Here is a 25,423-nt window from a genome sequence, read left to right on the forward strand (position 1 = left end):
GTGGATATCCGGCAGGTCAGAAACAAACAGCAGCTGGACGATGCCTACACAGTGAGAAAAATCGTCTTTGTACAAGAACAGCAGGTACCTGAAGAACTTGAAATCGATGAGCATGATGAAGCGTCCCTTCATTTCACCGGGTATGAGAACGACAAACCGGTAGCCGCCGCCCGTCTCCGGTTTGTCCACGGATACGGGAAGCTTGAGCGCATTTGTGTTCTGAAAGAGAAACGCGGCCATTCCTACGGCAGACAGATGATTGAACAGCTGGAAGCCGCCGTGCGTGACTATGGGTATGACAAAGCCAAGCTTAATGCTCAAACCCAGGCGGAAGCCTTTTATGAAGCCCTCGGTTATGTCACGATTTCAGACAAATTCATGGATGCCGGCATCCCACATGTCACGATGGTCAAAGAATTGAATGAATAACCAGCTCCCGCCTATGGAAAGGCGGGAGTTTTTTCGTTTATATTCCACCCCTTTTGTCTACAATGAGGCATAGAAGAACGAAAAAGAAGGATCGTGACGCTTCAATGGAATATATACAAATTACGGTGGAGACTCTTTTCGGGTTTGCCGCGCTGTTTGTCATGACTAAGGTACTGGGTAAATCCCAGATTACTCAAATTACAGCTTTTGATTTCATCTCCGCCCTTGTACTTGGAGAGCTTGTAGGAAATGCCCTTTACGATCCTGACGTCGGTATTCCCGACATCGGCTTTGCCATTATACTGTGGAGCATCCTTATTTACACAACAGAGATGATCACGGAAAAGTTTAAAGGATCCCGGCAGCTTCTTGAGGGAAGCCCATCCCTCGTAATTTATCAGGGAAGGATTGACCGAGAGCAGCTCAAAAAAAATAAGCTGGATATCAACCAGCTTCAACACCTTCTCCGCTCCAAGGATGTCTTCTCGATCAGGGATGTGCAGTATGCTGTTTTGGAAACGGATGGAACCATTTCTGTGTTGAAAAACTCCCATTCTCAGAACGTCAGCCGAAAGGATTTGAACCTCCCTCCTCTTCCCGTCCCGCTTCCCCGTACCATCATCAGTGACGGGGAGGTCATCTGGGATAACCTGAAGGAAGCCGGGCTTGATGAAAATTGGCTGCATCATCAGCTGAAAGCCCAGGATTACGAGACACCAGAGGCCGTACTGTATGCAGAGTTCCAGGATGGTGACCAAACCTTGTTTGTCATCGGGTTATAGCCGAAAACACCCACTTATGATCAACCAGACGATCTTGAATCACTTCTGCTTTTTTCAAGGTTACGGCATAAGCGGTTACAGCCGTCCGATATAAGAGCCACTGCCCGAGCGCAGGCGCCTGCACATCCCACTTCGTACACAGAATGGAAATCAGCTCTTCGTGCGTCACCTCTCCTGTCGACTCCACTGCCGACTGGACAGCATCGAGGATACGCTGATGGTAGACGATATTTTGACGGATCGTTTCAGAGGGATCTTGTTCGAATGACCCGTGGCCGGGCAATGCCCCGGCACACGGGATAGCCAGAAGACGCTCCAGACTGTGGATGGTTTCTCCGGCATCCACCAGAAACGGGATCCGGTGCTTCTGGAGCGTCTCCAGACTGAAATAACTATCCGCGGCATACAGGACGTCTCCGGCTTTCAATGCAAGCTGATGATGACTGTGGCCCGGGAGCAGAAAAAGTTCGGCTGTGATCCTGCCGAAATCGACTTGTCCTTCATCGACAACCCTGTCAATCCGTACAGGGGGACCTTCAAGAAACTTATTACGGAGTTCTTTAAGCGGAGCAACCCCGCTGAACAGATAGAGCGGCTCCAGCGATGGATTGGAAAGGACCGACGCTTCCAATACGGGGGCAGATGTATGAACGTCATACGTATGCTGTACATAGGAAGCTCCGCCGTAATGATCCGCATGAGCATGGGTGATAAATAGGTGGGTGAGCGGAAGCTGCCGTTTTTCCAGTTCCTTCAGCACCTTTTTAACCGATGACCGATCGATACCTGAATCAATCAGCAGCCCTGTACCGCCTTTATGAATGTAGCCGATATTTACGGATGAATGATCATAGAAACACCAATCATTGATTTGTTTGAACGTCATCGTTACAGCCCCTTCAAGCATTTCTATACAGTTTCGCTGAAGTAGCTGCCTTTTCCTGTTACAGCAGCATAGGTTTTCACGCCGATGTTCTGATGCGCGGGGGATGCCGGCTTATGATCTTCGGCCTCTGCCGCATGGAATCCGGGCGTGGTGATAAACGGACTGTTTTTCTGATAGACAAGGCGGTCCTCTTCTCTCTGCTGCCGACCGGGTCGTTTCGTATCGAGGCTTGCCTTGAAAATTTTATCCACGGCAAAGGACTGCTGGTGCTGATTCACAACTCTTGTCTGGTAATCCTGATACTGGTAATGATTCACAGGCAGAATATATCCCATCCGGAACGCCTCCTTTATCTTCCATTACCCCGAAAACACCGAATTGAACCAGGCCTGTCATTCAAAAAACTTCTCCATCTTCCCTGCATATTTGTTTAGAAATTTTTCTACATCGGTCATCTGTTTGGTGAACCTTTTCTCCCAAGCTCCCAAATCCTTTTCCCACTGCTGGAATTTCTTGTCCGGCTGTTTGATAATGCCTTTATATTTCGACGTTTCCACATCGATTTCCTGCAGGACTTCAAGCAGCGTCTTTGCCTTCTTTTTTTCCTCTTTCCCCGTCACAGGCGGTCTGTCCATGCATACAGAACCGACTGCAGACCTGCGAGAGCAAAGACAAAGACGAGCCACTCCCCGTATGGGACCACCAGATAAAATACGACCATAATGATGGAGGACCAGACACCGACACACCACTGACAGCTCAAACCTTCACCAATAAACCCTTTAGGCTCGACCCACTCTTCTTCCACCCCTTGATCGTTCGTAACCAGCTTCACATTGAAAAACGGACGTCTCATCCACTCCATAATGTAATCACGTACAATCAAGCGGGTCAGACGGAAACTCGCCAGAGCAAGCAGCAAAAATTCTGCGATGGATAACATTTGATATCCCATCCTTTCTAAAGAAGAAAAAAGCCACTACATACATCGTAGTGGCTGCTTACTCAGTTTAGAACCAGCGGAATCCTCCACGACGGTCGGAAGACTCATCATCATGGCGTTTTCTAGAACTTGAACTGCTTTCGTCCGCCCCGGCTTCCCTGCGTTTCCTTCCGAAAAACGGATCCACACGGTCACTGCTTTCATCACGGTCATGACGTCCGCGGTGCTGCGGCTCAATAATGACATTATCAGCTTTAATAACAAGGTCTTTGACATGAATGACCTTTTTCTTCTCAGACATTCCCCTCACTCCTTAATCGAATTCATTGTTACTTTATGGTTTTCAGCTTGGCCGGGTATAGTCGTCCGCCCATACAAGACGAAAAACTTTGGGAATGCCTGAATACGGACAAATGCCCACACCGACAGCGCTGACAGACATATTCTAGTAAAGACAATACGTCAATGCGTATGGAAAGGGGAAAAAACAATGAGCTGTGGTAAAAAATACGATTCAGGCTCCTGTGTTATTGATATCCTAAAAGACATCGTGGATGCTCAGAATGACGTCCTGCACGATTGCACAACGAGCTGTGAACAATCAATCGCAGACCTTCTGGGTGACAGTAACGGAGGATCAGGTTTCGATACAGTACCTGTTATTCTTTACTGTAAAGACGGATGCAAGCCTTTTAAAGGTTACGGTTCAAAACGCAGCGGAGAGCGCTGTAATGTCAAAGGGAGCTTTTTCTTCCGCGTCAAGTCCGTAGACGACGATGGATGTGCGATTCTTGAACTTCTATTCTCTGACCGCAACGGAGACGATGAGGATTCGAGAGACGACGATCCGAAATCACCTGCTGATCAAAGCTGCCGCGACCTTCGCGCTTCAGGGATCTGCATCACGGTGGACTTGAACTGCTTCTGCCACGTTACCTGCCTTCCGGCTGCCAGCACGCTGTAAGAAATCAGAAAAAAACCGCGCAAACAGGCGCGGTTTTTTCTGTTTCAAAAGCCCAGTAGACGAATATCAATAATCGTATCAAAGTCAATCTCCCTCTGAAACGGCCGCTGAAACACCTTCATATGGACTTTACCATCCTGATAATCGGTAATGTACCCTCTGAGCTGATCTTCTTTTGTCGTCACTTCACATTTCATCTTCGGAACATGGGGGGATAATTGAAAAAAGTAATCCACTTTTTCCTCCAGGGAGAGTTCGTGGAATCGCTGCCTGCGCTCCCGGCTGGATACTTGCTTTTCTTCGTTATCCCGATCGTTTTCCACCTCAGGCGCGTCGGTATTCTCCGGAAGTAGTTTTGTTACTTCTTCTGTATGAGCGGCATGGGTTCGGCGCATCCGTGCTTCTTTTTCATATCGTGGTGTTTCTTTTGCAGCGGGCTGTTCAGAACCACGTGACCTTACTGAGCGTTCCGTGCGGAAACTCGTCTGCATAGGAACAACGGCAGGCTTTAGATTTTTCGGCTGAACAATGTAAAGCATCGGCTGCTTGGCAAGACGTTTTTCATCGGCCATGTTCGATCTCTCCTTTTCCAGTCGGTCATCACCTTATGTATATGCCCTGTCTTTCTCCCATGTTCATTTTCGACGATCATCGTGGAAGTTTCCGTATTATTTACACATTCTTTCTCTTGATCCTCATCCTGTTAGGAGTGACGCGGCTGTGAAAATGATTTACATGGATCATTGACGGTCGAACATGGAACCCCTCATTTTCATCTCTTCTTTTCATTGCACAAGAAAAAAGAGTGATTTTCTTTGATAAATCAAAGAAAATCACTCTTAATTAGATGGGACACCGTTGATTCCATGACGAGCGTTCGATGGTGACGCCTGTGGGAACAGCGCGATCCGGAGATCCACTTGGTCCAGTGGTCTTCCTCCCCAAGTCAGCTGAGGCCGTGCCCGCGGCAAGCATCCATCGACAAGCGATTCCTGAAAATCAACAACAACCTTTAACCACATCTCTTGATAGGAAGGAGGATTTCAGTGGCCTCATCAAAATGGACGGATTTTTTCTTTAGTAAGCGACAATACTGAATCCGGAGTCAACGTGGATGATTTCTCCTGTCACACCACGGGACAGGTCACTCATCAAGTAGTAGCCGGTATCGCCGACTTCCTCCTGAGTCACCGGTCGGCGCAGTGGAGCACGCTCTTCGATCACTTTCATAATTTCATTGAAATCACCGACACCTTTAGCTGATAATGTCCGGATAGGTCCGGCAGAAATCGCATTCACACGGATGTTATGCTTCCCTAAGTCATTGGCCAGATATTTCACGCTGGCATCCAGACTGGCTTTCGCTACACCCATAACGTTGTAGTTTTTTACAACCTGCTCTCCGCCAAGGTACGTCAGCGTAACGATGCTTCCTCCGTCGGTCATCAATGGCTGGGCAGCACGCGCAACAGCCGTCAGTGAGTAGGAACTGATATTGTGGGCTGTTAAAAATCCATCACGGCTTGTGTTCAAAAACTCATCCTTCAGCTCTTCCCTGTTCGCAAAGGCAATACAATGCGCAAGTCCGTGAATCGTTCCGACATCCCGTCCGATTTCTTGAAATGTGTGGATAATCGCTTCGTCGTTTGTCACATCGCACTCATACACCAGTGGTTCTTCCACTCCGTCCAGAGTCGCGGCCAAGTCCTGTACCGACTTTTTAAACCGTTCCGATGCCACGGTGAAAATCAACCGGGCGCCCGCTGCGTGCAGAGAACGTGCAATTCCCCACGCAATACTCCGCTTGTTGGCAACACCCATGACTACATACGTACGTCCTTCTAAAGAAAAGTTCACGCTGATTTCCCTCCTCAATCATTCTCACAAATTAGTATTTGTTATTAGTACCTGCTCCTATTTTAAACGATCCACGTTTGAAAAACAAATCAGGATCCATAAAAAAACCCTAATCATCTAATGAAGGGTGTGGTCACTAGTCCCGCATACATAAAAAGCTTGTAGAAAAACACGGAGTTTCTCTACAAGCTCAATGGCTGCTCTAACAAAAGCGGAAGTTCATCATCAGCACCATTCACAGTATTCCAGTTCCATTTTGAGTTCATCCACATACTCGTTGGAACCTGTCACGATTAAGCGGTCCCCGATTTTCAGCTCCGTATCGCCGTGAGGAACGATGGAATCTTTGCCACGGAAGATCCGGACCATGATTACGTCTCCTGTAAAAGGGAACTCCCGGATATGGACGCCGTTATACATGGAATTGTTCATATTGATCTGATAAAGCGCACTATCCTGCTTTGTCAAAATATCAAGCACGTTCGGTGCTTCGATCATCGCTTTCAAAAGAGCCTTCGAGGACAGGAAGACGCTGAAAACACTTATGCCAAGCTCCCTCATCTCTGTAGAAAGCTCAGGAGATTCGACTCGGACAATAATCCGCTCCACACCTTGTTCTTTCGCATATCGGGCGATTTCTGCGTTCCTTTCCTCGTCCCCTGTAGAGGCGACGACAAGGTCCACATCAAAGACACCCAGCTCTTTCATATTCTCGACGTTGTAACCGTCCAGCTCCTTGATATCAAAGCAGTTCCGGCTGATTCGTTCATCGATTTTATCCACTTTCGTATGGTACAAATGCGTTTCATACGCGTTGATATCCAGTTCACGCACAACAGGAAGCGTCATCCGGTTGGATCCGATGAAGGAAACCACCGTTTTATGGTCCTCATCCTCAAAGCGTCCATATACCTTTTTAAAGACGATCGGTGCGACAACGCAGGTCAGGACGGCTACAAGAATAAGCGCCCCTTCCATCTGATCGTCAATCATTCCTTCCCTTTTGCCAATCGCAGCAGCGGCAATAACGAGAGATAAGGTGGACGTCAGGATAAATCCGGATCCGAACACCGTCTTACGGTCATACCATTTCGAAAGGATCAAGGCCGGAACAATTTTGGAAATCAACAGGGCTGCAAACAGCAGCGGAATCAATAACAGGACACGTGTATCCGTAAACAAACTCCAAATATCTATTTCTACACCGACCATGACGAAGAAGATCGGGATTAAGAAGCCATATCCAAAACTGTCGAGCCTTTTGACCATTTCCGGGTTCGGTGAAAGCAGAGATACAAGAGTACCCGCTAAGAAGGCGCCCAGAATGTTTTCCGCACCCACAGTTTCCGATAAAGCAACGAGAAGCAGGATCAATGTAAAGACGGCACGTGTATCAATCTGGATGGTACCTTTAGCCATCGTCTCCACAAAGGATTGATGACGGAACTTTTTCCCGATGTAATAGAAAAGGACACCAGCAGCAAACAAAATAAGCAGAAGCCACGTATTGCCGCCGTTCTCTCCATAAATGGAGACGAATACGGCCAATAGGATCATGGTAACGAGGTCGGCGATTACAGCGATCAGAAGGATCGTCTGACCGATTGTCGTTTTCATCATCTGTGCATCTTTCAAAGTTGGAACAACTACACCAAGGGAGATCGTTGAAATGATCAACGTCATAAGAAAGGCATTGTCTATAAATCCAGCCAGCACGAATACATAGGACAGCGCCAGGGAAATGACGAATATTCCGACAAATACGATGACCGCCACCCATACTGGATTGGGGGCGCCGGTTCCCTGGTTGACCGGTTTCGCACGTTTCTTCTTGCTTGCAAAAATGGAGAAGTCTATTTCAAGACCACTCAGGAACATAAGAAAAATGAACCCCAGGGTCGATAGTATTTCAAGCCAGCTTCCCTGTTCAACAAGGTCAAATCCACTTTGACCTATAATCAAACCTACGATGATTTCTGCTACTACCACCGGAATCATATTCAGTTTAAACCGGTGGAGTAGGATGGGAGTAATAAATGCTGCAATTATGACAATAACCAGTGAAGTTACTGAAGCACCATGTTCCATACTCGCCCTCCTTCCTTCATATCAAAAAATTCATAAAGGCTGTTGCCATACCGAAGTAAATCAGAATGGAAATCAAGTCATTCACTGTTGTGATGAATGGCCCTGAGGCAACAGCGGGGTCAATGTTCAAACGATGCATGATAAGGGGGACGAGAGATCCTGCGAGCGTTGCAACAATCAGCGTTAATAAAATGGACAAACCTACTAATAATCCTAAGAAAAAGTTTCCCTGCCATATATAAACGATAAGGGTAATCAGCACACCACAGGAAACTCCGGTGATCACACCAGTACCTGCTTCTCTCATCATCATTTTCCATTTTCCTTGTTTCTCTATTTCTCCTGTAGCAATTCCACGGACAGCAACAGCAAGCGCCTGAGTACCCGTGTTTCCACCCATTCCGGCAATCAGCGGAATAAAGATGGCAAGAATGGCTACTTTATCCAACGTTTCCTCAAACCGCCCGATCAGGCTGGCTGTTAAACTCCCTAAAAATAGCAGGATCACCAGCCAGGGAAGCCTCTTTTTCGCTGAGGCAAAAGCGTTATCATCCGGACTGTCCACATCAGAAATCGCAGCAAACTTCGAGTAATCATCGCTGGCCTCTTCTTCCATGACGTCCATAATATCATCCACAGTAATGATACCAAGCAGATGATCTTGAAAATCGACAACAGGAAGCGCGAGAAAGTCATAATCCCTGACCATCCGGGCGACCTCTTCCTGATCTTCCCCTACTGATACCGATACCACCCGTTCATTCATGACATCGGAAATCAGCCAGTCTTCTTCAGAAATAATCAAATCCCTCAACGAAATAACACCAACCAGCCTTTTATCTTCATCTATGACATACGTATAGTAAATCGTTTCGGCATCAGGGGCTTCTGTTCTCAAATGCACCATGGCTTCCTTGATCGTCATACCGGCCTTTACGACAACGAACTCTGTGGTCATGATGGACCCTGCGGTTTTCTCCTCATAATGGAGCAGGTCCTTGATTTCGTCCGCAGCTTCATCATCCATGATCGTCAGGAAGCTGGCTACTTTATCTTTATCTAATTCGTTGAATATATCAACAGCATCATCGGCAGACATTTCGGCAAACACCTGGGCGGCAAATCTTGGATCCATTTCTGAAAAGAAGGGTTCAATTTCCTCATAATCGATATGCTCCATCACATCTGCCACTTCTTCCGGTGACAAATAAGTATAGATCTGCATTCTTACATCCGCATCCAGATCCTCAAAAATCCGCGCCTGATCATAGGGATGCATCTCCAAAAATTCAGCACGAAACTGATCGATATGTTCATTGAACAGGGCATCTTTAATATTTGCCCAGACTTCTTTCCGCTCGTGGTCATCTAAGTGTTCCATAAGCAGCCCTCCCCCGTGTCTATTTCGTTTTTGACCGTTTAATCTTAATTGTGATTCATAGGTTTGTCAACGAATGTCACGCAACTTTTAAATTCAGCTTCCGTACCGTCTCCACGCCTATCCATAGTCTAACAGAAAGGCCCCTCCGGGATGGAATAACGGGCGGCCATGTTTATTATTCATCCCCGTGGGAAAAATATCATTCAGATTCCTTCATGCGCTGCAATTCCTGCCCTTTTAAAACACCTGCAGCCTCTCATTCCATTACCAAAAGGAGCGTCATTATGACCTATGATGTGATCGGAGATGTCCACGGCTGTCTCCCCGAGCTTGTTCAACTGTTCGAGAAGCTTGGTTACAATTGGAGCGACGGACTCCCCCTCCATCCGGATGGCCGTACACCGGTATTTGTCGGAGATATCACGGACAGAGGTCCGGACTCTCTCGGGTGCATCCGGCTTGTTTACAGACTTGTCTATGAACAAAACGCCCTTTATGTCCCGGGAAATCACTGTAACAAATTGTACCGGTTCTTTCTCGGAAACCCGGTCCAGGAAAAACACGGACTGGAAACGACCGCGGCGGAATACAGAAACCTGCCCGGGAAGGAGCAGCAATTGGTGAAAAAGCAGTTTCTCCAGCTTTACGAAGAAGCCCCGCTGCACTTGATTCTGCAAGATACAGGAGCTGTCGTAGCTCATGCCGGTATTAAAGAGGAAGATATCGGAAAACGAAGCAGACGAATCGAAACGTTCATTTTATATGGAGATATCACCGGGGAAAAACTCCCCGACGGGCGCCCGGTGAGGAGAGACTGGGCTCAGGACTATAAAGGAAGCCGGTGGATTGTTTATGGGCACACACCTGTAAAAACGCCACGCTTTGTCAATAAGACCGTCAATATTGATACCGGATGTGTTTTTGGAGGAAAACTGACGGCTTTCAGGCTTCCGGAAGAAGAGGTGGTCAGCGTCTCCTCCTCCATGCCTTATATAGAAGAGAAATTCCGATACGATTGATATCTACCCATCATAAGGTGAAAAAAAGCTTGAGAACCCTATGTCCTCAAGCGAAAAGATCCCACTCTTCAGGTGTTTCCGTTACGAATGTCATCCTTTTCTTACTCCAGGGATGACGGAAGTTCAATTGGTAACAGTGCAGCGCCTGTCCCGGGATCCACGGGCAGGCGTTTCCACCATAAAGGGTATCCCCCGCAAGCGGATAACCCAGATGTTCCAAGTGGACCCTGATTTGATGCGTCCGTCCCGTCATGAGCTGGAGGCGGAGCCATGTATATGCCCCGCTCCTTTTCTCCACTTCATAACGTGTCTCAGCCGGCCGTCCTTCCGACGATATCGTACGGCGGATAATCGATCCCTCTGCCCGTGCAATGGGCTGATTCACGATGCCTTGATCCGCTTGTAATCTTCCCTCCGCTACAGCTTTATACCGGCGGTCAATTTTCTTCATGCTCTGTGTCAGCAGGCGGTGGCTGTACGCGTGTTTAGCGACCAGCATCAATCCGCTTGTGTCCTTATCCAGTCGTGTGACGATGTGAACCGTGCATGGATCGTTTTCCTGAATGTATCGGAAAAGCAGAAAAGCCGCTACAGATGGTTCGTTTTTATCAAGAGCTGGGACCGAAAAAAGGCCGGCCGGTTTATTGATGACGAGTACATCCTCATCTTCATACACAATGGAAAGCGGACCTTCCATCGGCTGAATGGACCCGCGTTCTTCCTCTGGAAATTCCACTTCAAGAAGATCACCGCTCCTCAGCGGCTGCCACATGTCCATCCGTTCACCGTTGACAAAAACGCTGCCGCTGATCCGCACTTTTTTGATCAGCTGCCGGGAGAATTCCCCCGCCCCAAACAGGAAGTCCCGACTTGACCAACCGGAATAAGCGGCGGTGATGGTCCACCGCTTTATCACTTTAGACGGAGTATTCATCCGCCACGAAGGAGTCATGCACGCGTTTCCAGAATGGGAATGGACGGAAGCGGGCGAACCGTACTTTTTCTTCTGCCACCCGGCACTGGATCGACTTCACGTCTTTATACGTTCTTGAAATGTGATCGATGGTGAACAGGAAGCTGCGGTCGTGAAGCGGCTTGAACATACATGTATGATGGCTCGGCAGGATCAGGGGTGACCCGATCGTACGGAACACCCGGTTGTTGATGGAAGCCATTTCGGCAATCTGGAAGGCCTCCAGGGATGGATGAAGGATCGCTCCCCCAAGCGCCTTGTTGTAAGCTGTACTTCCTGAAGGTGTGGATACACATAAGCCGTCTCCCCGGAAGGTTTCGAAATGATCGCCCTTGATTTCAATATCCATTACGACAGAACCTTCGGATGTTTTGATCGTGCATTCATTCAACGCAAGGTAACGGTCTTCTTCACTGCCATCTTTCGGGCGGATCGTCACCTCAAGGAGTGGATACTCCACCACTTGAAACGGCGTTTTCGCTATTTCAATGATCAGTTTTTCAAGTTCTTCCGGCATCCAGTCTGCATAGAAACCAAGATGCCCGGTATGAATACCGATAAATGCGGTTTTATCCAAACGATGGACATACGTATGGAAAGCTTCCAGAAGGGTTCCGTCCCCGCCTACGGATATGGCCAGTTCAGGCTCATCCTCATCATATTCCAGCTGGAATTCGGTTAAGTAATTCTTAATTTTTGAACGGATTTCGTTGGATTTCTGATCTCCCTTAGATAAGATCGAAAACTTCATTGTCGGCCACTCCTCTACATTTTTTTCGGGTTTTTCTTCTGTTCTTCTTTTCTTAAGAAAGCACGCTGGGCTTCCTGCACCTCATTTTTTATCTTGGACATTTCTTCATCTAATTGAAAGGCGGCCTCGCCTGCGCGCTTCAGACGGGATTTGATCTCTGCAGGTATCTTACCCGAATATTTGTAGTTTAACGAATGTTCATTGGTCGCCCAGAAGTTCATCGCCAGGGTCCGGATCTGAACTTCAGCGAGCAGCCGCTTTTCCCCGTGAATGGTTTCAACAGGGTACTCGATAATCACGTGGAAGGAACGGTATCCGCTGTCTTTTTTTCTGGACACATAGTCCTTTTCCTCCACAACCTTTAAGTCATGCCTGTTTCGCAGCATATTCACAACAGCGTAAATATCGTCCACAAACTGACAGACGACGCGCACACCAGCAATGTCCTGAATTTCCTCTTCAATGTTTTCAGGATTGATTCCTTTTCGTCTCGCTTTTTCTAATATACTTGTTTTCGGCTTAACGCGTCCGGTTACAAACTCTATAGGAGACTGTTCCTCCTCATATTCAAACTGCCGCCTCATGCCTTTCAGCTTTATTTTCAGCTCCTCAACTACCTGAGCATATGGAGCTATAAATATATCCCAATTCATTAAGCGTCCACCTTTATGTAACCAATCTTTATAGTAATTATGTGCGTTTTATCTTTCATTCATTGTATCATAAAGTCAGCCTGCTGAAGAAGCAGAGTGACCAAAGGAACTACAATACAGGAGGGGTTCTCATGACCCAGGAAATCGAAATTGAATTCAAAAACCTGCTGAAGGAAGAAGAATACAACAGGGTTTATCATTTTTTACCATTCAAATCAGTTGAACTTATCGAACAAACCAATTATTATTTTGAAACAGAAGATCTAAAACTGAAACAGCACGGAGCGGCTTTGAGAATCCGTAAAAAATCCGATCAGTGGACACTGACCTTGAAGCAGCCGCACCCGGAAGGTCTGCTTGAAACACATGATTCCCTCACAGAGGAAGAAGCCAATTTATGGATACAGAACAAACGAGTGGAAAAAAGCCGGGTGTTCAAACAGCTGCGTGATCTCGGCATTGATCCGGATCACCTGCACTACTTAGGTTCGCTGACAACAAGGCGGAAAGAATTGGAGTATAATGGGGCCCTTGTTGTCCTTGACCACAGCCTCTATTATGACCAGGAGGATTACGAACTTGAGGTGGAAGCAGAGAGCAGAACGTCGGGAAAAGCCGTAATCCAGGAAATTCTTGAGTCCTGCAATATTCCTGAGCGCGAAACAGATAATAAGATCAAACGTTTCTATAACGCTAAGCTCAAATCAGAATAGTTGCTGTCAGACACCCCTCATTGCTAAAATGTTGAACAGACAAGGATGGGATGCTATGCAGCGAAATCAATCGTTTTACGATGCCGTCGGAAAAGAAAAGATCGACGAACTGGTGGAAGCCTTCTACAAGAGAGTCCAGCAGCATCCGGATTTGATTCCGATATTTCCGGATGATTTTACAGAAACCATCCGGAAACAGAAACAATTTTTAACACAGTTTTTCGGAGGCCCTCCTCTCTATGTGGAAGAGCACGGCCATCCGATGCTGCGGGCCAGGCACCTTCCTTTTGAAATCACTCCTGCCCGGAGAGATGCCTGGTTGTCCTGCATGTCCGGAGCTATGACAGAAGTGGATCTGGAGGAGCCTTACCGCTCTGCCATGTTCGACCGGCTCGTGAAAACGGCCAACCATATGATGAATACACCTGAGGATGAGAAAGGAGAATAGTTGTGGGTTGGAAAAGTTTAAATCGTGATCAACAGACAAACGGAACATCAAGCGGCTTTTTTAATTTATTGAAACGCCCTATAGAGATATACGTCTTCATCGACCCGCTTTGTCCAGAATGCTGGTCACTTGAACCCTTTCTTAAAAAGCTCACGATCGAATATGGACGCTTCTTTACCATCCGCCCGGTCATTAGCGGAAATCTTACTTCCTTACAGGAGAGTTACGGCAGAAAAGCCGAAAACCTGAAAAAAGAATGGGACCACACCGGTTCCAGAACAGGCATGTGCTGTGATGGGGATGTATGGCTTGAAAATCCTGTCGCCTCCCCGCTTGCGACTTCCCTGGCTGTTAAAGCCGCCGAACTGCAGGGTAAAAAAGCAGGCATGCGCTTCCTTCGTAAGATCCAGGAGTACGTGTTTCTGGAAAAGAAGGACATTTCCAATGAAGAAGTTCTTATTGAATGCGCAGAAAACAGCCGTCTGGATGTTGCTGAGTTCAAACGGGATCTTCATTCTGATGCAGCCCGCCGAGCTCTTCAATGCGACATGAAGCTTGCTGGTGAGATGGAAGTGGATTCTACTCCGACCATCGTCATTTTCAATGAATCAGAAGAAGACGCCGGATTAAAAGTGACCGGCCTGTATTCGTACGATGTTTATGTGAAAGTGTTGAAAGAAATGCTGCAGAAGGATCCTAAGCCGGGGGTCAAACCCGATTTAGAGGATTTCTTACAGCACTATCGCTTTGTAGCCAATAAGGAAATTGCCGTCGTTTATGACTGGACGGAACAAGAAGCTAAACACGAAATGAAGAAGCTCGTCCTAAAACAGAAAGTACGCGAAGTCCCTGTGAAGCACGGGGCTTTCTGGAAATATATCGGTTCATAAAAAAGCTCCCTCTCCGGGAGCTTTTTTATGGCCGGATCATGACGAATCCCCCTTGATCATACATTTTTATAAAGGAGGACTGGTCATGAAAATATGGTTGACGCTGGCTGCACTGGCTGTTCTGTTCATGCTTTTACTTTTTCACTTGTTTGCTCTGATGCATCTCTATCCTCTCTACATCACTTCCCCTCTCTTGTTTACAGCCATTTTCCTCATTGTATCGGCGGCCTCCTACAAAAAAACATTCAAAGGCTTTCATTAACCCTTTTCTGTCCTTCTCACCCATACGGCCGGCTGTGGAAAGGAGTGTTTTCCTTTCCGCAGGGCAGGAACGCTTGGGAACAAAAAAGCTTGTAGAAAAACACAACGTTTCTCTACAAGCTTTTTTATTATTTTTTGAGGAGCTGCTCCATTTCATTCAGTTTTTCCTCAAAGACATCCAGGGCGGACGAAATCGGATCTTTCGATGTCATATCAACACCGGCCTGCTTCAGCACTTCAATCGGATAATCACTGCTTCCGGCCTTCAGGAAATTCTTATAACGTTCGACAGCAGGGCTGCCTTCTTCAAGAATCTGTCCAGCCAGAGCTTGTGCGGCTGCATAGCCCGTCGCATATTGATAAACGTAATAGCCCATATAGAAGTGAGGGATTCTCGCCCACTCCAGGCCGATCTTTTCGTCGATAACGATGTTTTCCCCGAAGTATTTTTTGTTTAGATCATAGTAGATGTCGGTCAGTTTCTCAGCGGTCAGCGCTTCCCCGTTCTGAGCCTGCATATGAATCGTGTGCTCAAATTCCGCAAACATCGTCTGACGGAAAACTGTGCCTCGGAAACCTTCCAGGAAATTGTTCAGCAGATACAGCTTTTCTTTATCACTGTTCGTATTTTTGGTCATGTACTCATTCAGAAGAGCCTCATTACACGTGGACGCAACTTCAGCCACGAAAATGGAATAATTTCCATACCGATACGGCTGATTCTCTTGCGTATAGTAGCTGTGCAGGGAATGTCCGAGCTCATGGGCAAGTGTAAACAAATTGTTTACATTATCCTGCCAGTTCATTAAAATATACGGATTTGTTCCGTAATGGCCGGAAGAGTAAGCCCCACTGCGCTTGCCTTTGTTTTCGACGACATCGATCCAGCGGTTTTCAAACCCTTCCTTCACAGTGTTCACGTATTCCTCTCCAAGAGGCTCCAGACCTTTCAGCACAAGATCTTTGGCTTCCTCATATGGAATATCCATCTCCGCTTCTTTGACCAGCGGCGTGTAGAGATCGTACATATGGACTTCATCAAGATTCAATACTTCTTTTCTCAGTTCGACATAACGGTGAAGCAGTGGAAGACGTTCCGTGACTGCTTCAATCAAGTTATCGTACACGGATTCCGGAATATTATTGTTATCCAGCTTCGCCTGTCTTGCACGGTCGTATTTCCTGACCTGGGCATTGAAATTGTTCTTTTTCACATGCCCGCTGAGCGTGGAGGCGAATGTATTTTTAAATGCACCGAACGTATCATACATCGCATCAAAGGCCGATTTCCGCACATCCCTGTCATCCGATTTCAGGAAGTTGATATAACGGCCGTGGGTGAGATCCACCTCTTCCCCTTGTTCATTCTTTATGGATGGGAAGGTAAGATCCGCATTATTCAGCGCCCCGAAGGTTTGGGATGGGCTTGCTCCAATTTCAGAAAAACCGGCAAGAAGTTTTTCTTCCTTCTCACTTAAAACGTGGGCACGCTGACGGGTAATCTCATCCAAAGTATGCTCATACAGCTTGAGAGGCTCGTGCTCATTCAGAAAGGACTGCACCTTTCCTTCCGGCAGGGCTAGAATCTCCGGCACGATAAAACTCATTGCGGAAGCGATTTTCGTGTAGAGGTTTTCCGCTTTTGCATTCATTTCCTGATAATAGGCGTTCGTGGTATCCTGATCGTTGCGCATATGGGCATACGTGAATAACAGCCCGATTTTATTGGATATTTTATCCTGGAAAGATAAAAGCTCATATAATTGTTCAGCAGATTCACCGATACGGCCCTGATATTTCTCCATTTCAGGAAGCATGGCTTTCGTTTCTTCAAGGTCTTTATACCAGTCTTCATCTGCAGCATACATGGCTTCAAGGTTCCATGTTTTTTCTACAGGGACTTCTTCTCGTTTTGGCAGTTGCTTAGTAGATGACATCTGCATCCTCCTTTATTTCATTCCTCATCCTCATTCACTTCTCGATAAAAGAAAAAATACCTCCCCGCTGCTACATGATCTTTAAATTTTTCAACCTGGCCAGCGTGGTCCGGTCATCCAGAAAGGCTTCCTCCATAGTGGCCGGGAAAGCAACCTCCCTGGTTTTCACCCACTTATTGTTCCCTGTTTTTTTCAGGATATTTAAGAGGCTGAGCAGCTCTGCATACTCCGCTGCAGGATCAGGCCTGTATTGATTAATCGTAACCGGAACTTCCATTTTCGGAAAATCCACCACCGAACCGACGGGCACTGGAGTAAAATGGTCTAATAAAAGCCTTGTCTGCCATATGTAAGGCTTTACACTCAGCTGCATCTGACTGGCTACGGGAAGGTAACAAACGCTTGGAATGAGGGAAAAGTGATACCCCTTCAAGTATAAATACTGCCGGAACTGCTTCTCCTTACTTCCCGGCTCCCGGCGGTATGTCGACCGGTTGTTGTGCCAGGATTTTTTCCAGTGATGGAATATCGAAGGAAGTACGGCTTTCCGGCCGGGGGAGAACATTTGAGGAAACGTGCTTTGCGGTAAGGAAAAGGAGTGAAACGAACCGGTCACAGAGGCTGGGGACAACCAGCGGAGACCAGACGCTGTCGTCATCGTCTTTTCGCGTGGGTGAAAGAAGAAGAGTTGATAACAAGCAGACCATTGATATAAGAAGGATTGAAGAAAGGTATTAAATTGGAGCATGTGAGGGCCTTTCTTTTTCCAGTGTTTCGGTCCAAGGATCCATAAAGGGAAAACCCCATGGTCCACGTACCTCTTTGTACGCTTCCATATGTCTGTAACCGGTATCGTAGAGCACTGATACTCTACGGCGACCTTTCGATTAGAACCGGAAATGTAGACATCTGGCTGTTGTTGAATACCGGGAAGGTAACGTTCCAGTTCTACCTGATACCCCTGGGCTCTCAGCCATTGGTATATCAGCCACTTTCCAGCTTCATGCTCCTCTGATTCCCCGCCTTTGATCGAGGAACAGCGGCTGTCTGGGAGATGAGCAAAGTGCGGTATCACTTTGGGTCCCGATCGGATCCGGACAGGCTCCCGGCAGGTTGGGCAATAATAAGCGCGCTCTTTCAATCGGGAAATATCGGAGAAGGATTTTTGATAAATGGACTGAAGCTGCTCTTGATCATTAAGAGCATACAGCATAAAGCATCACCTCTCCCCAATATTCGACATCGTGTCATTTTCTCCTGCCTGCAAAAAAAATAAGCACACGATGGTGTGTGCTTGTTTATATTAATCAAGTGGAAAGTATTGTCTGATCTGCTGCAGGGCCTGCTCTTCAAAGATGACTTTCCCATACTCCTCAAGACGATGGACGGTCAAGGATGACTCGTGAGCATATTCCATCAGCTGGCTCAGCGTATTTTCCTGTTCGTCATCATTCATACGTTCATCATCGAACTGAATATACAAGTAGTAACGGTCTTCGAAGTGGAATAAGCGCTGTTCCATTGATTCAGGAATAGATAGATAATGACTGAGCTGGATAATATCTTCGAACTCATTGAATTTCAAGGTGAAAGTCAAGGAACCTTCCGACTCTTCTTCTCCATCTTCCTCAGACTGCTTATAATCTCCGGATGACTGGTATTTATCATCCAGCAGGGATTCAAGTTTTTCATCCAGCGGAACATCGACACCCTTACCTTCATCATTCGGCAGTTCAAGCTTTTGACCATCCTGGGATACTTGAGCTTTTGTAACGATCACTTCCAGACCTTTGTCCATAGCCTGGACTTGGATCCAAAGCGGTCCGTCCGACTGGAAATTTTCCTTATCGTTCACTTCATCCATCATTTCCCAGAAAAGCTGTTCACTTCTTTCACGGTTATACCAAATTTCTTCTCGATCAAAACCTCTTTGTTCTACATCCTGATATGTTACGTAAAATTTTACGGTATTCTCATTAATGCGTTCGATTTCCATACGTTTCTCTCCCTTCTAAACATGTTTTAAGGGGGAAGGGAATGCTCACCCTTTGTGCTTCTTCCTAGACCCTTACCCTTCAGGCCTGAACTTCAACCGTGATAATGTGCCATGTAAGGGTTGATGTGATTCTATTGTATGACAGCTGAAGCAAAATGAAAAACAAATTGCTCGAATTCAGCATAGAGCTGTCCGCGTTCTGAATAGATTAGAACAGAGCCTGTAGTGAAGCGGGTTGATTTTTCATTTTAGCTTATTACCATTAGTTTGTCACTACGTAGCAGGAGGATTTTTTTCATGAACTGGGACCTACTTGAACCACTCTTCATCATTATCAGCATCGACATTATTCTCGGCGGTGATAATGCGGTTGTCATCGCTCTGGCCAGCCGGAACCTGCCTCCGGAACAAAGGAATAAAGCAATCTTATTCGGAACAGGGCTTGCTATTGCGGCAAGAGTCCTGTTAACGGTGGTTGCTCTTTATCTTCTCCAAATTCCCTTTCTTCAATTAATCGGAGGGCTGCTTCTTTTTTACATTGCCTTCAAACTGCTGACGGATACCGAGGAAACCGACCACATCAAGGCGGGTGACAGTCTTGCCGCGGCGGTAAAAACGATTGTGTTTGCTGATATCGTCATGGGCTTCGATAATGTCCTGGCCATTGCAGGCGCTTCCCACAATAATATTCTGCTGGTTATCATCGGGCTGCTCGTTTCCGTTCCTATCATTGTATGGGGAAGCCGGATCATTCTTCATATGATGGACAAGTTTCCCCTGCTCATTTATTTCGGGGCCGGAATTTTAGCTTATACAGCTGCAGAAATGGTAAAAGAGGATCGATACATGATGCAGTATATGGAAGATTTCCCATACATCCATCAATGGTTTGCTGTAATTATGGTCATTATCATTATTACTTTAGGGTATTGGATAAATAAACGAAAAGGAACGGCGATTTGACAATATTCAAGCCTAAAATAAAAACTGCGGCAGCCTGGGCTGTCGCAGTTTTTATTTTGTATTAATTAACGAGACGTTGAGCTTCTTTCAACTGGAATGTACGCACACTGCGCGGAAGGAAACGACGGATTTCGTCCTCGTTATAACCAACCTGCAGGCGCTTATCATCAATGATGATCGGGCGGCGCAGCAATCCCGGGTTTTCCTGGATCAGATCAAACAGATCCTGCATTGGAAGCTGATCGAAATCAACTTTCAACTTCTGGAAAACTTTAGAGCGCGTAGAGATGATTTCTTCCGTTCCATCCTCAGTCATACGAAGGATTTCCTTGATTTCATCCAGTGTAAGCGGCTCAGAAAAGATATTTCGTTCCGTATAAGGGATGTTATGCTCTTCCAACCAAGCCTTCGCCTTTCGACATGATGTACAACTTGGTGAGGTATAAAGTGTAACCATACAGAAACTTCACTCCTCAAATATTTTATGGTAGAGATTCAATTGCTTCTTTTTTTATAATCAGTACAATCTGTACTATAGTTCTACTATAACACAGTTGTCAAGTTTTTTCTATATCTATACGAACATATGTTATGAAAAGCAATCAATTTCTGGTTCTTATACCCTTATACCACTTACATATAGAAGTTAAACACCATTTCTGCATTTTTTCTTTCCAACTCATTTATCAACTACTGCACAGTCATTGAAAATACCCGCCGGAATAGCAGCGGGTATTTTTCTTATGTCTGACGGGTTTTCCCGAGTTCGTCCAGAATATCCTCGGTGTCCCTTTTCTCGTCGTGGGTCAGCACTTCCTCTACCGGCTGATACGACTTTCCATAAAACTGTTCATCCTTATACGTATGGATTTCTGTGTACATTTTCTTCATCTGCTCGAAAATCTGCTCTTCCGATGCATCATCCGGTGACCAGTATAAAATTTCCATACTGTTCATTTCATTCGTTACGACAGAGCGGCGGGTATATCCAATGGATTGGGCATGTGTGAAACCTTCCCTTTGATAAAAGCGGAGACGCGCCTCCGTATCAGAGTCTTCATAATCCACAGGTTCTACTTCAAGGATGATGGGTTTGCCCTTGGCCTTCATTTTTTCAATGAGCTTATGACCGAGTCCCTGTCCCCGCGCTGCGGTGGAAACGTATACATAATCGATGAAAAGAAAGCTGTCGAATTCAGCATACATCAGGACGTGGTATTCCCCCTCGTCTTTGTAGTAGACATCGCTTTTTTCCTTTAATAAAGCTTCCATGTGTTCTTTTGACTTCATTTCCTCAACTGGGAAATATTCGTTCAGCTTTTCATACCAATTCATTGATCTGCTCCCTTATCATTAGTCCCTTTCATTATAGCGAAAATTCCTATCCTTGTTAAATGCACCGCTGTACAACCCTTGCCAGCACTTAGGCTTTACTTTCATTACTTACGTTATTCCCGGCGTTCACGGCCATTAATCTCAAAAATACAAGCCGCCTTCTCATGTTTGAATAAAAAAACCTATGTTAACCAGTTAGAGTTGCCCATTTGTCGTGTGAAAGGTCACTTTCCGCTTATCGGTGGATGAATGCCGCGGGCACGCCCTCAGCTAACTTGGTCAGGAAGGTCGCCTGCCCAAGTGGATCTTCGGCCCGTGCTGTTCCCGCAGGCATCACCACCGAACGCTCCACGTGTCGACGTTAGAATATAGAGGAAAGAGACTGCGCCCTATGCAGGTTTGCAGATTCCAAAGAACGGCATGAGCTGCGCTATGGCCGCCTGCGTGGAAAAGAAGGGAAAGAACAAGCGCTGATGACGGGTGTCTGCCGGAATATGAAAAAGATTGTTCTCCATCCAGCAAGGGTGAGCGGGGTGAAGGAGAGTCTTTGTCGATGTTAAAGAACCCCCAAGGAGCGGTGCCCCTTCCACTCCTGCGGAAGAACGAGTGGGCCGAGATCGCCGAGCGTGGGTGTTGCGAGGAAGCTCGGGCGCTCGTCCGCGGAAAGGGAAGGGGCTTTCGCTCCTGGCGGTAAGAAAGAAAAAAGCTTGTAAAGAAACAGAGATTTCTCTACAAGCTTAAGACCGGGGAGACCCCGGTCTTTTTTATTCATTCATCGGTGTGTAGTCGACACCTTTCGTATAGTTATTCCCGGCATTCCATAGAAGGAACTCATCAATACCGTTTTCATTCAAGGCTTTGATCTGCGCTTCTACTTCAGCTTTCCCATACTGTTTCGTCGGTCCGGAATACAACCAAGGGGCTTCAAAGTCCTGAAGCCATGGACGGGAGGTCGGAGCTGGATCCAGCTTACCGAGAACTTCATTTTCCACTTTGGCGTATTCATTGATCAACTTATACGGTTCAGCATCCGGTTTGGATATACCGAAATACGGACCCCAGTGACTTGGGTAGATCATCGATGAAATAACATCGACGTTGGAAGATATTTTCGAGAAGTTCTGTCCGATGTTCGGAGCTTCTTCGATGGTCGCTGAATATCCGAAGATATCCACAGACACATCAACCCCGTAATATTCCAGCTCTCCACGGGCGTATTCTACAAAGTCGGTGACAGCCTGAACACGCTTCTGCACGTTATTCAGGTCCATATCCGCATATTTCCCCTGCCCGTAATCCAGCTGGTCATCCCGGCTTCCGAAGCCTTCAGGGAAACGGACGTAATCATATTGAATTTCTTCAAAGCCCATCTCTGCTGCTTTTTTAGCAAGCTCTACGTTATATTCCCATACCTCTTCCATGAATGGGTTCACAAACGCTTCTCCCTTGCCGTTTTTCCATACCTGTCCATTTTGTGTAAAGGACAGATCGGGACGTTTCTCCGCCAGCATACTGTCTTTAAACACAACGACACGGGCAATCGGATAAATGCCTTTTTCCTCAAGTTCCTTCAGCATCTGCTCAGGATCATCAATAAAAGATTCAGCCACATCAGCGTAAGGTGATCCTTCTTCAGGCTGGAATGTGATGTTTCCGTTATCCTCTTTGATATCGATGACCATTGCATTCAGCTCGGTGTCTTCTACCAGCTGCGTCAACTCTGCCATCTTAGCTCCGCCGGCGGAAGGACCCGTAACGTAGATGCCGCGAACCGCATCCGGATATTCAAAGCTTAATCCAGAGTTGTATGTAAACCTTGCGGCCGGACTTGGAACAGCCAGCTCCTTTAAGCCCATCTGCTTTTTCGTAAGCGTACCGGCATCTTTACCATCTGCTGCTTCTGCATTATGTACTGGAATCATCATGCCCACAAGCAGTATACCTGTGAAAATCATGGTCCAGAGACTTTTTTTCCCCATTTCATCCTACTCCTATCCTATTATGTCTCTTATTCATTATAAAAGAGGAAGCTTCGTTATAACAATGATGATCTGAACTTTCCTGAAATATTTGGAAGATTGCTTCCTTTTTCCTATAAAAGGGAACATTCATGAAAAAGACTCTGCCTATGGAGACAGAGTCTTCTTTTTCTTCCTTATCTACCTGTACCATGCTCTCTTTGATACTGCTCAAATTCCTTAGTTGTACAAAGGACAAAATGTCCAGGGCGTACTTCACGGAATTCCGGTTCCTCACTTGTATCATGCTGACTCGGATCATATGTGAAACGTTCACGGGAACGTTCATAATCCGGGTCAGGCAGCGGGATGGCGGAAAGAAGAGACTGTGTATACGGATGGATCGGGTGCTTATACAGTTCTTCTGCATCTGCAAGTTCCACCATTTTACCAAAGTACATTACACCGATACGATCACTGATGTATTTGACCATGGACAAGTCGTGGGCGATGAATAAATACGTCAGGCCGTTTTCATTCTGCAGTTTCTTCAACAGGTTGACCACCTGGGCCTGAATGGAAACATCCAGGGCGGAAATCGGCTCGTCTGCGATAATAAAGGAAGGATCCACAGCCAGCGCGCGGGCAATGCCGATACGCTGGCGCTGTCCACCACTGAATTCGTGGGGATAGCGGTTGGCGTGTTCCTTGTTCAAGCCGACGGTTTCAAGCAGCTCATGAACCCTTTCTTTTCTTGCTTTCGAATCTTTTGAAAGACCGTGAATGTCCATGCCTTCTGCAATAATATCCTCGACCTTCATCCGTGGGTTCAAGGATGCATAAGGGTCCTGGAAAATCATCTGCATTTCCCTGTTGAACTTTTTCAACTGGTCACGGGATTTTTTCCCGTGCACATTTTCGCCGTTGTAGAGAACTTCACCATCGGTAGCATCGTACAAACGAATGATGGTCCGGCCGGTTGTGGATTTCCCACAGCCCGACTCTCCTACAAGGCCGAAGGTTTCACCCTTGTAAATATCGAAATTCAAGCCGTCCACAGCTTTTACAACGCTGTGTCGTCCAGTTTTAAAGTGCTGCTTCAAATTTTTAATTTCTACTAATTTTTCCTTGCTCATCGTTGTTCACCTTCCGAACCGCCGGATGTTTTCGCCATGCCTTCCATGCGTTTCTTCACTGCAGCTGGAGGATCGATATCCGGAGCATTTTCATGAAGCAGCCACGTGGCAGCGTAGTGCGTATCGCTTACCTTGAACATTGGCGGCTCCTCTTCCAAATCAATTTTCATCGCATACTCATTCCGGGCTGCGAAGGCGTCCCCTTTCGGAGGATTCAGCAAGTCCGGTGGAGAACCTGGAATGGCATAAAGCTCTTCATCTTCACTGTCAAGAGACGGCATGGAACCCAGAAGCCCCCATGTATAAGGGTGTTTCGGATTGTAGAAGATATCATCCACCGTTCCAACTTCTACAATCTTACCAGCGTACATCACCGCCACACGGTCCGCTACGTTGGCAACAACACCGAGGTCGTGGGTAATGAAAATAGTAGCTGAATCCGTCTTCTTCTGAATATCCTTCATCAATTCAAGAATCTGCGCCTGAATCGTTACATCAAGAGCTGTGGTCGGCTCATCGGCGATCAATAATTTAGGGTTGCACGCAAGAGCAATCGCTACAACCACACGCTGCCTCATTCCACCTGAGAACTGGTGAGGATACTGCTTCATGCGGTTTTCTGCATCTGCAATTCCAACAAGTTCAAGAAGCTCAACGACACGTTTACGTGCCTGCGGCTTGCTCATTTTCTGGTGTTTGATCAATCCTTCCATGATCTGGTTTCCAACCTTCATGGTAGGGTTCAAGGAAGTCATCGGATCCTGGAAGATCATCGAGATTTCCTTCCCGCGGATTTTCTGCATCTGCTTATCCGACATTTTAGCAAGGTCGCGTCCTTCAAAAATGATTTCCCCCTGCTTAATGCGCCCTGGAGGCATTGGAATCAGCTGCATCAGCGCTTTGGTCGTAACGGATTTTCCGGAACCCGATTCTCCCACAATCGCCAGGGTTTCCCCTTTATTCAAATCGAAATTAACCCCACGTACAGCTTTTACTTCACCGCCGTAGGTGTCAAAGGATACATGTAAATCTTTTACTTCTAGTAATTTTTCCATTGGTT

29 protein-coding genes are annotated in these 25,423 nt (G+C 46.6%); 9 read left to right on the forward strand and 20 right to left on the reverse strand.

What is annotated here, in order from left to right:
- Both ACXADP_RS14880 and ACXADP_RS14885 read left to right on the forward strand, forming a co-directional pair.
- Window positions 1-429, forward strand: coding sequence for a GNAT family N-acetyltransferase (locus tag ACXADP_RS14880; RefSeq protein WP_474970365.1), 429 nt, complete (start codon window positions 1-3; stop codon window positions 427-429).
- Between the two features lie 104 nt (window positions 430-533).
- Window positions 534-1,211: a DUF421 domain-containing protein gene (locus ACXADP_RS14885; RefSeq protein ID WP_474970364.1), complete on the forward strand. Its 678-nt coding sequence runs from the start codon at window positions 534-536 to the stop codon at window positions 1,209-1,211.
- On the opposite strand, the gene ACXADP_RS14890 is transcribed toward ACXADP_RS14885, so the two are convergent.
- The 5 genes from ACXADP_RS14890 to ACXADP_RS14910 form a co-directional block, all read right to left on the reverse strand.
- Window positions 1,198-2,097, reverse strand: coding sequence for an MBL fold metallo-hydrolase (locus ACXADP_RS14890; protein ID WP_474971837.1), 900 nt, complete (start codon window positions 2,095-2,097; stop codon window positions 1,198-1,200). The two genes, ACXADP_RS14885 and ACXADP_RS14890, sit on opposite strands and share 14 nt — an antisense overlap.
- Window positions 2,098-2,120: 23 nt before the next feature.
- Window positions 2,121-2,432, reverse strand: coding sequence for a hypothetical protein (locus tag ACXADP_RS14895; protein WP_474967884.1), 312 nt, complete (start codon window positions 2,430-2,432; stop codon window positions 2,121-2,123).
- 57 nt (window positions 2,433-2,489) lie between these two features.
- Window positions 2,490-2,717, reverse strand: a complete 228-nt coding sequence (locus tag ACXADP_RS14900; protein WP_474971838.1) for a hypothetical protein — start codon at window positions 2,715-2,717, stop codon at window positions 2,490-2,492.
- Window positions 2,714-3,040 (reverse strand): DUF1360 domain-containing protein, encoded by a 327-nt coding sequence (locus ACXADP_RS14905; RefSeq protein WP_474971839.1) that lies wholly within the window; start codon window positions 3,038-3,040, stop codon window positions 2,714-2,716. The genes ACXADP_RS14900 and ACXADP_RS14905 overlap by 4 nt, the downstream gene beginning before the upstream one ends.
- A gap of 67 nt (window positions 3,041-3,107) precedes the next feature.
- Window positions 3,108-3,341: a hypothetical protein gene (locus ACXADP_RS14910; RefSeq protein ID WP_474967881.1), complete on the reverse strand. Its 234-nt coding sequence runs from the start codon at window positions 3,339-3,341 to the stop codon at window positions 3,108-3,110.
- A 189-nt stretch (window positions 3,342-3,530) separates the two neighbouring features.
- Here ACXADP_RS14910 and ACXADP_RS14915 point away from each other — a divergent pair, with 189 nt between their 5' ends.
- On the forward strand, window positions 3,531-4,004 hold the full coding sequence (locus ACXADP_RS14915; protein ID WP_474967880.1) for a CotY/CotZ family spore coat protein: 474 nt from the start codon (window positions 3,531-3,533) through the stop codon (window positions 4,002-4,004).
- A gap of 44 nt (window positions 4,005-4,048) precedes the next feature.
- Here ACXADP_RS14915 and ACXADP_RS14920 read toward each other — a convergent pair whose 3' ends face one another.
- The 4 genes from ACXADP_RS14920 to mgtE all read right to left on the reverse strand — a co-directional run bounded on the left by ACXADP_RS14920 (window position 4,049) and on the right by mgtE (window position 9,330).
- Entirely contained in the window at window positions 4,049-4,576 is a 528-nt protein-coding gene (locus ACXADP_RS14920) for a CotO family spore coat protein (RefSeq protein ID WP_474971840.1), read from the reverse strand.
- A 505-nt stretch (window positions 4,577-5,081) separates the two neighbouring features.
- Entirely contained in the window at window positions 5,082-5,861 is a 780-nt protein-coding gene (gene fabI, locus ACXADP_RS14925; protein WP_474967878.1) for an enoyl-ACP reductase FabI, read from the reverse strand.
- A gap of 225 nt (window positions 5,862-6,086) precedes the next feature.
- Window positions 6,087-7,949: a monovalent cation:proton antiporter family protein gene (locus ACXADP_RS14930; RefSeq protein ID WP_474967877.1), complete on the reverse strand. Its 1,863-nt coding sequence runs from the start codon at window positions 7,947-7,949 to the stop codon at window positions 6,087-6,089.
- Window positions 7,950-7,965: 16 nt separating this feature from the next.
- Window positions 7,966-9,330 (reverse strand): magnesium transporter, encoded by a 1,365-nt coding sequence (gene mgtE / locus ACXADP_RS14935; protein ID WP_474967876.1) that lies wholly within the window; start codon window positions 9,328-9,330, stop codon window positions 7,966-7,968.
- 284 nt (window positions 9,331-9,614) lie between these two features.
- Here mgtE and prpE point away from each other — a divergent pair, with 284 nt between their 5' ends.
- Entirely contained in the window at window positions 9,615-10,349 is a 735-nt protein-coding gene (gene prpE, locus ACXADP_RS14940; RefSeq protein WP_474967875.1) for a bis(5'-nucleosyl)-tetraphosphatase PrpE, read from the forward strand.
- A gap of 46 nt (window positions 10,350-10,395) precedes the next feature.
- Here prpE and ACXADP_RS14945 read toward each other — a convergent pair whose 3' ends face one another.
- From ACXADP_RS14945 to yjbM, 3 genes are read right to left on the reverse strand one after another with little or no spacing between them, the layout of a single operon-like run.
- The gene (locus tag ACXADP_RS14945) at window positions 10,396-11,301 is read right to left on the reverse strand and encodes an RluA family pseudouridine synthase (protein ID WP_474967874.1); all 906 of its coding nucleotides are present in this window, start codon (window positions 11,299-11,301) and stop codon (window positions 10,396-10,398) included.
- On the reverse strand, window positions 11,267-12,073 hold the full coding sequence (locus ACXADP_RS14950; RefSeq protein ID WP_027953547.1) for an NAD kinase: 807 nt from the start codon (window positions 12,071-12,073) through the stop codon (window positions 11,267-11,269). The genes ACXADP_RS14945 and ACXADP_RS14950 overlap by 35 nt, the downstream gene beginning before the upstream one ends.
- A 14-nt stretch (window positions 12,074-12,087) precedes the next feature.
- Entirely contained in the window at window positions 12,088-12,726 is a 639-nt protein-coding gene (gene yjbM / locus ACXADP_RS14955; protein WP_474967873.1) for a GTP diphosphokinase, read from the reverse strand.
- 131 nt (window positions 12,727-12,857) lie between these two features.
- Here yjbM and ACXADP_RS14960 point away from each other — a divergent pair, with 131 nt between their 5' ends.
- From ACXADP_RS14960 to ACXADP_RS14975, 4 genes are all read left to right on the forward strand, one after another.
- Window positions 12,858-13,439 (forward strand): CYTH domain-containing protein, encoded by a 582-nt coding sequence (locus ACXADP_RS14960; protein WP_474967872.1) that lies wholly within the window; start codon window positions 12,858-12,860, stop codon window positions 13,437-13,439.
- 55 nt (window positions 13,440-13,494) lie between these two features.
- Window positions 13,495-13,887: a globin domain-containing protein gene (locus tag ACXADP_RS14965; protein WP_027953544.1), complete on the forward strand. Its 393-nt coding sequence runs from the start codon at window positions 13,495-13,497 to the stop codon at window positions 13,885-13,887.
- 2 nt (window positions 13,888-13,889) lie between these two features.
- Window positions 13,890-14,777: a ClpXP adapter SpxH family protein gene (locus ACXADP_RS14970; RefSeq protein ID WP_474967871.1), complete on the forward strand. Its 888-nt coding sequence runs from the start codon at window positions 13,890-13,892 to the stop codon at window positions 14,775-14,777.
- 85 nt (window positions 14,778-14,862) lie between these two features.
- Window positions 14,863-15,039 carry a hypothetical protein gene (locus ACXADP_RS14975; RefSeq protein ID WP_474967870.1) on the forward strand — a complete coding sequence of 59 codons (177 nt, stop codon included), beginning with the start codon at window positions 14,863-14,865 and terminating at the stop codon, window positions 15,037-15,039.
- A 127-nt stretch (window positions 15,040-15,166) separates the two neighbouring features.
- Here ACXADP_RS14975 and pepF read toward each other — a convergent pair whose 3' ends face one another.
- The 3 genes from pepF to mecA form a co-directional block, all read right to left on the reverse strand.
- A complete protein-coding gene (gene pepF, locus ACXADP_RS14980) occupies window positions 15,167-16,975 on the reverse strand; it encodes an oligoendopeptidase F (protein WP_474971841.1) in 1,809 nt (602 codons plus the stop codon).
- A gap of 70 nt (window positions 16,976-17,045) precedes the next feature.
- Entirely contained in the window at window positions 17,046-18,188 is a 1,143-nt protein-coding gene (locus ACXADP_RS14985) for a competence protein CoiA (RefSeq protein WP_474971842.1), read from the reverse strand.
- Between the two features lie 90 nt (window positions 18,189-18,278).
- Window positions 18,279-18,971 (reverse strand): adaptor protein MecA, encoded by a 693-nt coding sequence (gene mecA, locus ACXADP_RS14990; protein ID WP_474967867.1) that lies wholly within the window; start codon window positions 18,969-18,971, stop codon window positions 18,279-18,281.
- A 297-nt stretch (window positions 18,972-19,268) separates the two neighbouring features.
- Here mecA and ACXADP_RS14995 point away from each other — a divergent pair, with 297 nt between their 5' ends.
- Window positions 19,269-19,934: a TerC family protein gene (locus tag ACXADP_RS14995; RefSeq protein ID WP_474967866.1), complete on the forward strand. Its 666-nt coding sequence runs from the start codon at window positions 19,269-19,271 to the stop codon at window positions 19,932-19,934.
- A gap of 61 nt (window positions 19,935-19,995) precedes the next feature.
- Here ACXADP_RS14995 and spxA read toward each other — a convergent pair whose 3' ends face one another.
- The 5 genes from spxA to ACXADP_RS15020 form a co-directional block, all read right to left on the reverse strand.
- On the reverse strand, window positions 19,996-20,391 hold the full coding sequence (gene spxA, locus ACXADP_RS15000) for a transcriptional regulator SpxA (protein WP_027953538.1): 396 nt from the start codon (window positions 20,389-20,391) through the stop codon (window positions 19,996-19,998).
- 284 nt (window positions 20,392-20,675) lie between these two features.
- Window positions 20,676-21,269: a GNAT family N-acetyltransferase gene (locus ACXADP_RS15005; protein WP_027953537.1), complete on the reverse strand. Its 594-nt coding sequence runs from the start codon at window positions 21,267-21,269 to the stop codon at window positions 20,676-20,678.
- A gap of 764 nt (window positions 21,270-22,033) precedes the next feature.
- Entirely contained in the window at window positions 22,034-23,248 is a 1,215-nt protein-coding gene (locus ACXADP_RS15010; protein WP_474971843.1) for a putative glycoside hydrolase, read from the reverse strand.
- A gap of 176 nt (window positions 23,249-23,424) precedes the next feature.
- Window positions 23,425-24,363 carry an ABC transporter ATP-binding protein gene (locus ACXADP_RS15015; RefSeq protein ID WP_474967864.1) on the reverse strand — a complete coding sequence of 313 codons (939 nt, stop codon included), beginning with the start codon at window positions 24,361-24,363 and terminating at the stop codon, window positions 23,425-23,427.
- Window positions 24,360-25,418: an ABC transporter ATP-binding protein gene (locus ACXADP_RS15020; protein ID WP_474967863.1), complete on the reverse strand. Its 1,059-nt coding sequence runs from the start codon at window positions 25,416-25,418 to the stop codon at window positions 24,360-24,362. The genes ACXADP_RS15015 and ACXADP_RS15020 overlap by 4 nt, the downstream gene beginning before the upstream one ends.
- Window positions 25,419-25,423: the final 5 nt, after the last annotated feature.

It is taken from the genome of Halobacillus sp. AWH4_228, assembly GCF_056158365.1.

Excerpts from the sequence above, each read along its gene's own strand:
- yjbM (WP_474967873.1), bottom strand. The coding sequence starts at position 12,726 with ATGAATTGGGATATATTTATAGCTCCATATGCTCAGGTAGTTGAGGAG.
- ACXADP_RS15015 (WP_474967864.1), bottom strand. The coding sequence starts at position 24,363 with ATGAGCAAGGAAAAATTAGTAGAAATTAAAAATTTGAAGCAGCACTTT.
- ACXADP_RS14985 (WP_474971842.1), bottom strand. The coding sequence starts at position 18,188 with ATGCTGTATGCTCTTAATGATCAAGAGCAGCTTCAGTCCATTTATCAA.
- ACXADP_RS14910 (WP_474967881.1), bottom strand. The coding sequence starts at position 3,341 with ATGTCTGAGAAGAAAAAGGTCATTCATGTCAAAGACCTTGTTATTAAA.
- mecA (WP_474967867.1), bottom strand. The coding sequence starts at position 18,971 with ATGGAAATCGAACGCATTAATGAGAATACCGTAAAATTTTACGTAACA.
- spxA (WP_027953538.1), bottom strand. The coding sequence starts at position 20,391 with ATGGTTACACTTTATACCTCACCAAGTTGTACATCATGTCGAAAGGCG.
- prpE (WP_474967875.1), top strand. The coding sequence starts at position 9,615 with ATGACCTATGATGTGATCGGAGATGTCCACGGCTGTCTCCCCGAGCTT.
- ACXADP_RS14930 (WP_474967877.1), bottom strand. The coding sequence starts at position 7,949 with ATGGAACATGGTGCTTCAGTAACTTCACTGGTTATTGTCATAATTGCA.
- ACXADP_RS15010 (WP_474971843.1), bottom strand. The coding sequence starts at position 23,248 with ATGGGGAAAAAAAGTCTCTGGACCATGATTTTCACAGGTATACTGCTT.
- ACXADP_RS15020 (WP_474967863.1), bottom strand. The coding sequence starts at position 25,418 with ATGGAAAAATTACTAGAAGTAAAAGATTTACATGTATCCTTTGACACC.
- ACXADP_RS14920 (WP_474971840.1), bottom strand. The coding sequence starts at position 4,576 with ATGGCCGATGAAAAACGTCTTGCCAAGCAGCCGATGCTTTACATTGTT.
- mgtE (WP_474967876.1), bottom strand. The coding sequence starts at position 9,330 with ATGGAACACTTAGATGACCACGAGCGGAAAGAAGTCTGGGCAAATATT.
- pepF (WP_474971841.1), bottom strand. The coding sequence starts at position 16,975 with ATGTCATCTACTAAGCAACTGCCAAAACGAGAAGAAGTCCCTGTAGAA.
- ACXADP_RS14945 (WP_474967874.1), bottom strand. The coding sequence starts at position 11,301 with ATGACTCCTTCGTGGCGGATGAATACTCCGTCTAAAGTGATAAAGCGG.
- ACXADP_RS14895 (WP_474967884.1), bottom strand. The coding sequence starts at position 2,432 with ATGGGATATATTCTGCCTGTGAATCATTACCAGTATCAGGATTACCAG.
- ACXADP_RS14995 (WP_474967866.1), top strand. The coding sequence starts at position 19,269 with ATGAACTGGGACCTACTTGAACCACTCTTCATCATTATCAGCATCGAC.
- ACXADP_RS14890 (WP_474971837.1), bottom strand. The coding sequence starts at position 2,097 with ATGACGTTCAAACAAATCAATGATTGGTGTTTCTATGATCATTCATCC.
- ACXADP_RS14960 (WP_474967872.1), top strand. The coding sequence starts at position 12,858 with ATGACCCAGGAAATCGAAATTGAATTCAAAAACCTGCTGAAGGAAGAA.
- ACXADP_RS14950 (WP_027953547.1), bottom strand. The coding sequence starts at position 12,073 with ATGAAGTTTTCGATCTTATCTAAGGGAGATCAGAAATCCAACGAAATC.
- ACXADP_RS14965 (WP_027953544.1), top strand. The coding sequence starts at position 13,495 with ATGCAGCGAAATCAATCGTTTTACGATGCCGTCGGAAAAGAAAAGATC.
- ACXADP_RS14915 (WP_474967880.1), top strand. The coding sequence starts at position 3,531 with ATGAGCTGTGGTAAAAAATACGATTCAGGCTCCTGTGTTATTGATATC.
- ACXADP_RS14885 (WP_474970364.1), top strand. The coding sequence starts at position 534 with ATGGAATATATACAAATTACGGTGGAGACTCTTTTCGGGTTTGCCGCG.
- ACXADP_RS14975 (WP_474967870.1), top strand. The coding sequence starts at position 14,863 with ATGAAAATATGGTTGACGCTGGCTGCACTGGCTGTTCTGTTCATGCTT.
- ACXADP_RS15005 (WP_027953537.1), bottom strand. The coding sequence starts at position 21,269 with ATGAATTGGTATGAAAAGCTGAACGAATATTTCCCAGTTGAGGAAATG.
- ACXADP_RS14905 (WP_474971839.1), bottom strand. The coding sequence starts at position 3,040 with ATGTTATCCATCGCAGAATTTTTGCTGCTTGCTCTGGCGAGTTTCCGT.